The sequence below is a fragment of the Marinomonas ushuaiensis DSM 15871 genome (assembly GCF_000521805.1).
GTDB lineage: Bacteria > Pseudomonadota > Gammaproteobacteria > Pseudomonadales > Marinomonadaceae > Marinomonas > Marinomonas ushuaiensis.
In genome coordinates, this window is record NZ_JAMB01000016.1 from 23,603 (window position 1) to 35,428 (window position 11,826).

General features: G+C 37.9%; 4 protein-coding genes. All 4 read right to left on the minus strand.

The genetic code is table 11. From position 1 onward, the window contains the following. Positions 1–137: 137 nt before the first annotated feature. The 4 genes from MUS1_RS13985 to pglZ all read right to left on the minus strand — a co-directional run bounded on the left by MUS1_RS13985 (position 138) and on the right by pglZ (position 11,822). On the minus strand, positions 138–5,510 hold the full coding sequence (locus tag MUS1_RS13985) for a site-specific integrase (protein WP_036163545.1): 5,373 nt from the start codon (positions 5,508–5,510) through the stop codon (positions 138–140). Beyond that, on the minus strand, positions 5,503–6,513 hold the full coding sequence (locus MUS1_RS13990) for a hypothetical protein (protein WP_036163546.1): 1,011 nt from the start codon (positions 6,511–6,513) through the stop codon (positions 5,503–5,505). Before MUS1_RS13990 ends, MUS1_RS13985 begins: the two co-directional genes overlap by 8 nt. A 603-nt stretch (positions 6,514–7,116) precedes the next feature. After that, a complete protein-coding gene (gene brxL, locus MUS1_RS13995) occupies positions 7,117–9,180 on the minus strand; it encodes a protease Lon-related BREX system protein BrxL (RefSeq protein ID WP_036163547.1) in 2,064 nt (687 codons plus the stop codon). A gap of 20 nt (positions 9,181–9,200) precedes the next feature. Continuing rightward, positions 9,201–11,822, minus strand: coding sequence for a BREX-1 system phosphatase PglZ type A (pglZ, locus tag MUS1_RS14000; RefSeq protein WP_036163549.1), 2,622 nt, complete (start codon positions 11,820–11,822; stop codon positions 9,201–9,203). Positions 11,823–11,826: the final 4 nt, after the last annotated feature.

Sequence of the window (11,826 nt, forward strand, 5' to 3'; positions counted from 1 at the left end):
ATTAAAAACAGGATAATATTATATTTTTTTGTTATTGAAATACAGTATTAGTTGTAAATCTACCTAGAGCTCCACAAGCGCATCGTAAAGGCTTAACTGCTTAACATGGTCAGCTCGAAGGGTAAAAATCACATCATCTAACCTTGAAGCGATAAAAGCTTTCTTTGAACCGTAAGCAAAAATAATATATGGCTTAACTGCGGTAAAGAAACCTTTCCTGCTTTCATCATTGCAGATTTCACATCTCGACAGGACCATTGAATCGTCTTAAATGTTCTTACAGTAGCCTTATTAGAATAGATGACACTAATCCCCATATTTCCAAGGCACTTTTCTAATAATTCAGTTTGAGAAGCCTTGACTCTAAAGCTATGCGTACTTGCGTCCCAACCTGTCTCCCAAATATTAAGAAGGGCATCGATATCTTCAGAATGTTGCCTTTGATGTATAAGAAGCAGCTCCAGCAGTCTTATAAAACCCTCTGATTTGAAATATCTTTTAGTCTCTTTTGAGCGATAATCTACTGGCAAAACTTCAACAGTTTCTCGAGATAAAATATTGAAAGCTCGATAGATAATTAAGTCTTCCGTAATAACATCTTGATAAGCTCGAGAAATACAATTCACACGTTGACTATCAAGGTCAAAGCGTTCTAATTCAGAAAGTTGCTTAAGATCTAATACTTTTATGCCGGAAAGCTGTTGTCCTCGACTTAAAAACTCTAAATACCTAAGAGCCTTCTCGATATTTGAAAGTTCTTCGATTTGATTAAAAACATTTTCAAACCTCCAATCTGAAAGCTGCTGGACCGGCCTAGAAACACCATTGCACATTACTATTAATGAAAATTTCTCATTTAATAACGCTGAAACTGCTATCTGTGCGGCTGAGCAGGACTCTCTTGTCTTTCTAACTCTCAATTGTGTTATCGGGATTCCCGTTATATGAGCTATTGCCTTATCAAAAAAAGAAGTTGCCTTTGTCTGCTTTTCTAATGTAAGCCAAAGCCAGTAATGCGTTAAATGCATATAATGAGCTATTGTTGTAGATGCTTTACTATGACCCACCATTTGTGCAATAGCTGGAAGCAATGAGCTGTCAGGAGAAACAGACGCAACTAAAGCACTCCTTATTTTTTTCTTAAAATCTTTTATATCCCCATATGGCAAATAGCTTTTTACAGCTTCGGCTATAGGGTCCTGTTGAGCATCAGAAATTATTAAAGCAGTAAAAATGAAATTTATTGCTGAATGACGACAATCATGCAATCTTATTTTTGGATCCCCAGTCGTTATTCTCAATGCCTCAATAACACGACTAAATAACCTATCCATAGGCCGTATACGGTCTTTTCTATATTGAGAAAAGAATAGTGGCGTATTGCTTCCATTTTCAGCAGCCTTAGCAACCAAGCTTTTAATCAGGTTATATTCGTCACTGCAAAGTAAAACATCAACTGGAATTCGTCTATTTCCTGACACTGTTTTAACTGTACCTAAATGATTGCTTCTAACATGACAAAGACCATCTTCAAAACAGAAATCGAAAGCTCTCAGTCTACGTACCTCCCCTCTACGAAGACCCATTCTGTAGCATAGAATTAAAATTGATAAGCAGGTAATCTTGTCATCATCTGCCATATTTGGATCATTCTGAATTAGCTCTTGAGTCAAGTGAAATTCAATTGGTGTAATTAGATTTCCTGCATACTGGGAAGTTGGTAGCTCAATATCTAAATCGCGCCAATCAATATCCGCCATGTAAAAATGATCACTACAAACCTTATGAAAGCTTTGAAGTGCGGATAATCTCTGCTCTCTCGAATCGATATTTCCACTATCAATTACCTGCTGGTAAATATCGAGCAACTCATCCGAGTCCAACACCTGTAGTGAACTGGCCCCTAAAATATTTATCAGAGGCCTTCCAACTCTAGAAAAGTAAGATTTTATAGTACTTAGCTTTAAGCCCGATTTTCCTCCTGATCGTCCCCTACGCCTCGACCAGTGATACAACCAAGTCAATACAAACACACCAACTTCGGGAAGCGAACTAGACATCTCCACTAAATTTGTAAAACTCTTAACTTCATTTTCACACTTCAATAGTTTAAGCCAGTATGATTCAATTGCTTTAAATGAACCAGACTTAGAATCATTAAGAAAGCTGAGAAAATCATTTCCAAATGCACTTACAGTCACCCCTTTATTATCAGACACAAAATGAACTTTTGAGATGACTTTGGTTGTAAGCTTATTCATACTCTCTGCAGGCAAAGGAAAGTAAGAGTTTGGGTACATTAATCTAGCAAGCTTAGTTATGGTAAGAGGTTTAGATTTGATTTTTTCATGCCTAAGAGCATACTGAACTCCCATCTCACCACATCTCGGGGCATTTTTTACCACTTTAATAAGAGCTTTTATCGGATTTTTTGAAGATGCAGTTATTTTTGTAATAACTACCGCCAACTTACTCAAAAGGCTTAAGTGACTTGGTAAATGAGAATCTTTCTTTGAAAGACTTAACCAATAGTTTAAGCGGCTTCTAAAACCAAGAAAATTCAATCTGACATCAGTTTTATTAAACTTAGCTAAAAGTAAGGCTAAAAATATTGAACTTCTACCACCGATAAAAATAGTTTGATCGGCAACATTAGAAATCATTACACCTTTGTTATAGGCAATGTCTTTTAAAACAACTTCAACAGAACTAATATTGCATTCTTTAATAAATCCGATATCACTGTCTAATAATAAAGAACAAAAAAGAAGCATTTCAATATCTTCAATCGCAGTTTCTTCCATAGCATATAATGCAGCTACACTAGCCAAATTAAGAGCTTGCTCATATTGAGTATAACGACGCATGGACATAGGAGTATCAAACGGATAAACCATATTTTCTGCTTGAGGGGTTAGTATTTTATAGTCAAGCAGTTCTTTAATCTGGTCTTTTGTCAGAGGTTGCTTTACATCTAAATCATCAATATGCTTTGCTAAAAATTTCAGAGCGTAATTATATTTATCAGGTGTTTCTGAGAATTTTTCCTGTAACATCTCGTAGACACTCTGAGAGCTACCTTCAAGACATAACTGACAAGCTTCCTGAACTCTCTTTTCTATCGCCAAATTTTCTCTTAAAGTAGACTGTTTTCTAGCCTGAATTGTATTAGTTGGCCATCTGATATTCGATTCTGATCCTTCCCAATCAGAAAGAGCCAAAGACTTCCTAGCCTTACGCAAAACTTTGAAACCTAGTCCGTTCAGCAATTCTTCGAAGATATCTCTATGCTCACTATCCTCATCACCATCGAATACCATCAAAGAAGAAGCGCTAAAAGGGTGAGTGTCTGCTGTGCTATGACCCATTTGCCTCAGTAAATATTGAGCACCTTTTTTATGTGCTAGCAACATTTGGAAAGAGAATTGTCGCAAAGAATTTTGCGGCAATTTCCAATCTTCACCAAAAAATCTTGCAATTTGAGCCGTTGATGATGGCACTAACTCATTGTCATCGTTCCAAAAACCAAGAAACGGCTCTTTTCCATTCAAAGAGATAGAACTCAAAAGTTTATTCCGTATTAAAGGGCTTAATTTTGCGTTTTTGGCTATATTAGCTATATGGCTAATAGCGCTCCCTAGCTGGCTGCATAGCTTCGAAGGTAAAGGCAATAGTCGAGATGCAGACTCTCCCGAGTGTAATTTGTCAGCGACTAAAACATGTGAGAAGTTTTCTGTAAGCATTGACAGCTCAGCGAATGAACTAGAAAGCCGACGGTGTGAACTACAAAAAAAGAACATAATGAGCGTATAACCACACAGCTCATTATAAGCAGATCTAATAGACTCAATATCTACACAGTCTTTAACTCCATCAAGTAAACCTTCAAGCAAAGCTATTTTTATTTTAAGTCTTTCAGCGAATACGTTTGAATTAATGGCAAGCTGACTTCCTAAATAGCTGTTTGGAATTGAAGAGGAAAAGTCCATTAAACTAAAACCAACTCGCCCCACAACCTTAATGTAGATATCTGATATCACCCCAACATCTAGTGCCATATAATAGTGACAAATTGGGCCCATGAACTCTGTATTTGCAAACATCAAGGACGCGATGTGCTGACCGTACTCATCAGCAACCTCTCCATACAAAAAATACCTTAAAGACCTAAGAGTAATCTTTCGCGTTAATCCTCCATGTTCTCGTATTTTACGTCTTGCTATTAGCGTAATTGAGTTAAATTCTTCTTGATTTTTATAAGGTAAAATATCTAAAATTCGCCCGCTACCGTAGCAAGAAAAAGTCATTTTAAGTGGAATCAGAAGCTCATTTGGAATAACCAAAGGCAACCATTCCGAGTGTTCATGCAACCATTTCTTATCTTCTTCATTAGCTATATATGCGTCTTCTATCGGAGGCTCTTTTCTCCAGTAAACCCCTGTAAAAAGATCAAAAACACCGTATGCATCATCTTGCCTTTTATAAATATCAACTTCGTCTTTATTTAAAGCAATCTGAACTCCAAAGATCTCAAAAGGTCGCAAGGTGGTTAAGATCGTCAGTAACACTAAGGATTTTGAAATATCATTTTCACTATTTCTAATCCAATCTATCAGAGTCCGTTTCTCTAAAACTGATAGCCTTGACGGGCACAGTTGAACACCACTTTGCTCTTTTGACTCGATAGATGAACGACTATTTATCTCTCGTCGTCCAGAAAGGAGAGGTTCATCATCCAAGGGGTTCAAAGGTTGTTCTTCTACTAACAAATGATAAGGATTATCTTTATCGCCTCCTTTTAATGGAATAGAAACTAATATATGAACATCAGCAGGTGGCTCTACAGGTGACACTCTTGGACTATATTGTCGAGGCTTTGGGAGCGGTTGTGAAAAAACACACCCAATTAGATATCTCATGCCTTCTTTGACCAACTTATTCCAATAAATATCAGAAATTTTAACCATATCCGGATCATAATTTTTCAATTTGAAAAGGAGATCAAAAAAATCAGTAAAGCTACTCTTAGGTGCCTCTGTTATTAAATTCCGGCTTTCACGAAGAAATAAACCAATATCATAATTTGCATTTCTTATTGTAGTTTTTAATTCAGACTGTTCTTTATTAGATTTACTTTCAAACTCTTTAGGATCAACTGATAGTAAGGCAAATATCTGGGATACCTGTAAATAGAGCGCTCCTAAGTAAGATCTCTTGTAACTCCGCGAAGTAAGGTCAAAAATCGATAAGGCTAAACACGTATTTTTAGTAAGACTTCCTTCCAATTGCTTAAGACACTCATCCTTAGTTACAGAAACTTTTATCGATTCAATCGTTCTTTTGATGAAGTCTAAGAGCAACGGACTACTAGGAAGATTTGCGACGTCATTATCAAGTAATTCCAAAAGATTAGAGAGTTGATGTCTAATCGCAAATAAGCGATATTGATGTGGAATAGAGTCTCCCCACAATAACAACAACCTTTCAACAAAGGCTTCGTGACTAATCATCTGCAAGAAATTTTAAATATGGGTTATCAATCACTACCTTCTTGATACTTAAAATGATATTTTTTTTGTCGCTTCTTTTTAAGAAATGCACATCAAAAGAAAGGCAGTCTCTCTTTGGAGCTTCAGGATACTCATCAATAAAACTGTTGTAATCACTGGAGTCTTCGAACATAACTGTAACCGGACTCCCTCCAGCATTTTTCCGTAGCGTAATAGATAAACTATCAACATCTATTTTTTTAATATAAGCGTTAGTGATTTCAGCTTCTTCTGAGAGAGTTTCAGGAGTGTACACTGGCGGATTTTTAATTGTATCGAAAATAAAGTCCGTTTCAGAATCGCGGTCTTTTGTTCTTTCGGGGTTTTCTTCGGTTGAACCAGAATCATCATCTAGCTCTTTATCAACATCATCATTAGCAAGCTCGCTAACAACGCTCTCCTTTTCTTTATATGTTACTTTAGGAGGCTTATTGTGGCTTTCATTAAAAAATGAACTATCAAAAGTACCAAATGTAGAAATACGTAATTTCTCATTTTCAATAGCCATGCCTTTTATCGCTCTCAGCGATAGTCTGACAGATTTGATTTGCTTCTCATCCAAGTGATCATAATAACCTGCTGACTTAGAATGGATTTTCGAATTAGAATTTTCTAAAGCGCTTACAAAATAAAAAAACCAATCCGCTACAATACTAGAAGTATCATCTACTAGTAATGTATCGACAATTACATAGAGAATATCTACGGAGCCTCCGCCCCTTTCACTTTGATCGTATTCAAACTTAAAATTATTTAAATTTAGAGACATACCCTTTGAAAAGTGAATTCGGCCTGTTTTTAGCGCCAATTTGATAAACTCTTCAAAACCCTCTGCTAACTTCCTAACTTGTTGTTGAATAATTGAATCTGAAGGCCCAAGGTATCTTTCAACAACACGCCCACCTTCAATAACAGGCATAACAGATGGCTCTAAATTTGAAAGAACAGCAAGTTTAATGTCCAATAGTCAACTCTCCAAATATTAATACTGTATATAATCACAGTGTGTTTAATTGAATGGATTGTCAATAAAGAACCCTAAAAATTACACTTCTTTGACAAACTTTCTTTCTTAAAAAGTCATAGACTAATTCATAACTTTGAAGAAGAGTACTTTGTGTTTTAAATACAATGATCACAATGATATTGTAAAATTTTGGAGTAATACCGTAGAAGATTAGAAATATAATCATTAAAATTCAATAGGTTACTATTTATCTAAAAAAGAGATGACCACATGCATCAATATCTATTTACATACAAAAGGAACACTTAGAAATAATTAAGCGTTTAAGTTGAGGTGTTCAAGATATCAGGATTTACTAATATAAAAATCCTTATTTAATACACAAACATGCAGATTTTAAAAAATCATATTTCGTGTTATAGGAACAAGAATTTATCCTATCTGGATGCAAATCAGTCACAAGCCCCCTACAGACAAATTTTTCTAACTTTTATCGAGTTGGAAAAACAATTAATTTTCTGGAGGATTACCCGATCACTTCACTATGATTTATACCGTCACCTAGCAAACAGATTAACGGTATAATCTTGTGATATTATTTCAATCAACACCCAGCGCTTTATAAGCAGCATCAACAGGATCTGCGTAAAAACTTGTCTGAAATTTGGTAAATAGTTCAGCGGGGATGCTTGGAATATCCATTGCGCTGCTCATAGGCAAGGCTACTTTTTTGGCGCCTGCATCAAAGGCAACCTGTAGACACTCGGCAATGCTTTCTACAGGTGTAACGCTGCCACCTAGACTCATGTCACCCATGACGACCATTTGGTTTTGAACAGGTTTACCAAGCAAGCCTGATGCGAATACAACGAGGCTTGCCAATGATAAATTAGTCAAAGGACCAGTATTTTGCAATTCAACAACATGAAGATGAAAGTCGTGATCATTTACCTTATTTCCTGCGCTAATACGACTTGCATTGGCTTTAAAGAAGTCAAAAGCAATCTTTACTTTCTCTTTTGCCGCTGAAGAGCTCCATAGCCCCGATGTTGCGAGTCTCCCCGTACCTTTCGTTACCTGTAGCTCTAATCGATAAAGACCTGGCATTCCTTTGTTGCTTAAGCCAATTGTATAAAGGGTTCCCGGCTTAGAGGGCTCTTGTGGGATTAATGAGCCACCGCCCTGCTCTTTGACTGAAACAAAGCGTTCTTCAAGGGATTGATTATCAATGTAGCTAAAATGTACATCGTAAAATTCCATGCCACCAATTTTTTTAAGCTGCTCTTTGACACGACGGCGTACCTGTAAAGCGTATTCTAAGCATAAACGAACATCCTCTTTAGCAAACTCACCGTGCGGAAATAGGAGTTTTAATAAGCCTGATGTTGTTTTACGCACCGCAATTACATCACGTTGATTAAGGTTGTTGCCCAGTTTAAAGTACTTATCAATACTGTCAGCAAAGCTACGTTTACGCATTTCACGATAGAACTCAGCTAAGTAATCAACAATCAAACCATAGCGATCGGTGAAAAATTCAGGGCGCATTTTCGGTATTTCCCAACCTGGGATATACGCATGAAAGCGATCAAAAAAAGCTGCATCGATCATTGCCTCAGGAAATGGAGCAAGCAAATGACTTGTCTTAACCAAAGATTCGATGCTTTGATTAATATTACCCACAAACACCATACCTGCTGATGCTTCCATCTGCTCACGACCTCGGGCAAACGAACCTGAGGCCATATAATCTTTCATAATTTGTACGCCATCTTTATCCTTAAAGGATATGCCAGCAACTTCATCAAACGCTACCAGGTCCCACATGCCAACCAAGCCAATTTTACGAGTACTCATATTGTAAAAAAGATTCGCTACAGTTGTTTGTCCACCAGATACCAGAATGCTATTAGGAGAACACTCTTTATAGATATGAGATTTACCTGTTCCCCTTGGTCCCAACTCACAAACGTTATAGTTATTCTCAACAAACGGAATCATACGAGCCAATAAATGCCATTGCACTGTCTCATCTAAAGCCGCAGGTTCCATTCCGATGGAACGAATTAGTGTTTCCCGCCATTGAATAGTAGTCAGTTTTTTCCGACCTTCAAAAAGCTCTTCCATATTCATATTCGGCATCTGAATAGGCTTCACAATGGTCACCCCAAAAGGGGAGCTTTGTTGACCCTCTTCATGATAATAGCTCATAGTGGCAATACACCAAATCCCACCAACTAAAAGCTTTTCATACTCTTTCACTATGCCAGCAGAGATCTCAGCATCACGAATACCTAAGTTGCTAAAACTCGCTTCATACTTATCTTTCTTTTCGTTCAAACGTACAGAAATACGATCAATAACTTTGTAACTACCACGCTCACGAATGATCGACTTAACCTTCTCAGCTTCATCAGGTCTTACATAGTTGTCAGTTAAAATCTTTTTAACATTCTGCAAACCTTGATCGATTACTTCAGGGTCATCAGTCGCACAATACATACCGAGCAAATATTCGAGCACGTAAACAGGTACGTTGGCACCTTCTTTGATCAGTTTAGTTAAGTCTTTACGGACTACTCGCCCAGCAAAGTGTGTATTGAGTAATTGATCTAGCTCTTCATTTTCAGAAACACTAGCATCAGCATCATTAACAATATCCATAAATTATCTCTTCGCTAGAGTTAAAAAAAGTCATCAGTAAACGCCAAATCAATTGTGACTTTATAGCGCTCAATTTCCGTTTCTAAATCTTTGTCTTTAATAACTAAGAAGTAGTCATTATTTCTATTAAAATTACTTCCTTGCAATGAAAGACGTACTTTTTTCACACGTTCAGTCATGGAGTCTGACGTACTATCGAAAGTGATTACTTCTTCACTTGAGACCAAAGTCTGGCCATCGTATATACCAACAACGGCAGTCATAGCTAGCTTTCTATCATCGACTGAGTCTGTTTGTAAGAAATCAAAGCTCTGGATGTTATTTACCATTTTTAAGCCAGGCTTAGCAGATATTACGCCGACCTTACTCTTTGTTCTGGCAATGGCATTCTCACCTCGCAATGCCTTAACCGTCAGTACGGGCACTACGATCTCTTGAGGCATAATTCCACCATGAACAAACCGTGCGCCACCAACAAAATGAAAACGATTCGCTCCTTTCGGCACCCAAAACTTTGTATCACTTACCGTACCAGCAGTTATTTTAGTAGAACCATAAAGAGCGTCTTTTGGTTCAGGTAACATCTGGCCAATAACGTAACGTTTTTTACTTTTAATATAATTAGTTGGCTTTTCCGCCAGACTTGTTCTGTCAGCATCATCAAGTTTACTTTGCTGAAAAAGAAAACCATGGTCTGCCGTCACAATAACGCTGGAGGTATTAAAATGCATTTGAGCTTTACGAACGAGTTCAGCTAATTCGTTGATGGCGTCGCTTACAGCTTTAAACGTTCTATTTTCTGTTGCCCCAACATCTCCAATCGCATCTACCACATTGTGGTACACATAAATAAGATGTTGATCTTTCAAAGCCAAACGGCCTTCATCACGAGACCAGTCACGAAGGGTTTCAGCAGTAATCGCTATACCGCCATATGCTTGTAAAATCTTATTGCGCTGAGCGATACCTTGACTTGAAAGACCATCTACTAAAACATCGTCGGTATCACCCTTATAATCGAGGGTGTTATGTGGCAACAATGACGCCATTCCCAAAGTGGTATAGCTCGGTACAACACCTAGCTGACTCGACAATGTGGCTTTACTGTAACGCTTTTCATTAACCCGCTGCTCTAATTCCACTGCCGCTTCATAACGAAAGGCATCGGAGATAATCACCATCACTCGCTTTTTCTGAGTATGGTCGATTAAAGGTTTGACCGATTGCTTATAAAATTGATGCTGCAAGGCGATCCCAGAAAGGCACCAGTCTTCTAAACGATGCTCATTCGAGACACGATCTCCCCAGTTTTTAGCTAAATTATCAATAAACCAATGGCTATAGCATTGCTCAACTTCGCCATCCAGCTTTTTAAGTAGGTCAATATGAGCCACTTGGGAAGCAAGATGGTAATGCCGATAAGCCGTATCAAACTGATACAATTCACTCTCATACGCCATATATAGAGCATCACAACTTGGGTAATGAAAGCCTTCTTCATGTGTTTTACGCAATGTAAACAAACGAATAGAAGCATCAAGTGCATCGTAGATAATTCGATACTTTTTACGGGTGTCGTCATCCTTATGACGTGAAGCCCAATAGTTATCGAGGCGCTGCCCTACTATGTCAGCAAACCCTTTCAATTCATGCAAATGAGCAGTAGGAATGGTTTCCGCCATTGAAATAATGATTTGAGCTTCAACCGCTTCAAATGTCGCTACTGGCGCGAGAGAATCCAGAGAAAACGATGTTATCTTCTCTCGAATATTTAGACTGTCTGATACCCAGCCAGATATCTTGTCAAACGCTGTGTAATAACGAGAACTGTCACGCCATCTTGAATTTAACGCTCTTACTGATGCCTGGGCATGTATCGATGGCAACACCTGGCTCGCAGCCCAATCTGGAATGTCACCTAGATTTTCACAAAACCCGGTAACTAACAAACGAATCATAAAACGACCAAAATTAAACGCCGCATCACCGTTCAGCTCATCATCACTAGGCTGATAGCCAAAATGTAACTGTAACTGCTCAACAAAAGATCGCTGTAAATTAAACTTCAAGAAATCATCTATAATAGGAGGTATGGACTCTAAACCAAGATCATCCTCAGCGGCTTGAAAGGCAATCGCGAAAAGAATGTGATTGATGTCCGCCTCTTCAGCCTTTGCCAACACAGTCATCATCGCAAGATCGATTACCTGCTCATTGGCATCGGGAGATAACCACTTTTTAAGATGACTCAAACGACCCTTACTGCCTAAAAATTTGTCTCGGTCGGCTAAATGGGCTCGCATCGACTGCTGGTGTAAACCAAGATCGTTGAAAATAATGGAGATACGGTCTGCAAAAAAACACCTTGAATACAGCTTAATATCCAACAACCAGTCGTCTTCGACATCCGGCTCTTCTGAAGGAAAATACAGTAAATATTTACCTTCTTTGTCTTCAAGTTCCATCTTCAGCTTGATACCTAACTGAGACTTACCTTCCATATTTAAAACGGTAACATCTGATAAACTAAGGTTATCGATCTCAGTCTCGAAGTCTTTACTTGGGTCATACCAGAAGACCAAACGATGGCCTTCTGCAAAGAAAGCTTGTTTTAAACCTTCTGTTAATTGATCTATTTTCATTACA

Bases quoted from the DNA above. Each gene is read 5' to 3' on its own strand.
- pglZ (WP_036163549.1), bottom strand. From the start codon at position 11,822: ATGAAAATAGATCAATTAACAGAAGGTTTAAAACAAGCTTTCTTTGCA.
- brxL (WP_036163547.1), bottom strand. From the start codon at position 9,180: ATGGATATTGTTAATGATGCTGATGCTAGTGTTTCTGAAAATGAAGAG.
- MUS1_RS13985 (WP_036163545.1), bottom strand. From the start codon at position 5,510: ATGATTAGTCACGAAGCCTTTGTTGAAAGGTTGTTGTTATTGTGGGGA.